The sequence below is a fragment of the Pseudomonas sp. PME37.24/006 genome (assembly GCF_055556635.1).
In genome coordinates, this window is sequence record NZ_JBVHNL010000141.1 from 1 (window position 1) to 265 (window position 265).

At 65.7% G+C, this 265-nt stretch carries 1 protein-coding gene; it reads right to left on the reverse strand.

Annotation, left to right across the window (positions count from 1 at the left end):
- The coding region (locus ACZ3GY_RS24160) for a hypothetical protein (protein WP_465912297.1) at positions 1–251 on the reverse strand (251 nt) is incomplete at its 3' end.
- Between the last annotated feature and the right edge of the window lie 14 nt (positions 252–265).

Sequence of the window (265 nt, forward strand, 5' to 3'; positions counted from 1 at the left end):
GAGCCATCCTGGCCGCGCACCGGAATGGAGGAAACGCAGCGTGTGCGCAGCTCCGCCATCAGCGGCACTCTGACGATTTCCTCCAGATCGCGGATTTCCTCGCCGGTGAGCGCTCGGAGGATGGGGCTCTCGCCCGGCGGTCGCGGCGTGCCATCGGAGCGGTAGAACTCGATGTCCCTCGAGAGTGAGGTGATCTCGAAGCCCTCCACTTTCCCGAAGCCTCTTTCCGCCGTCGGGTTGGCCAGAAGCACACGCCCCGCTGCAT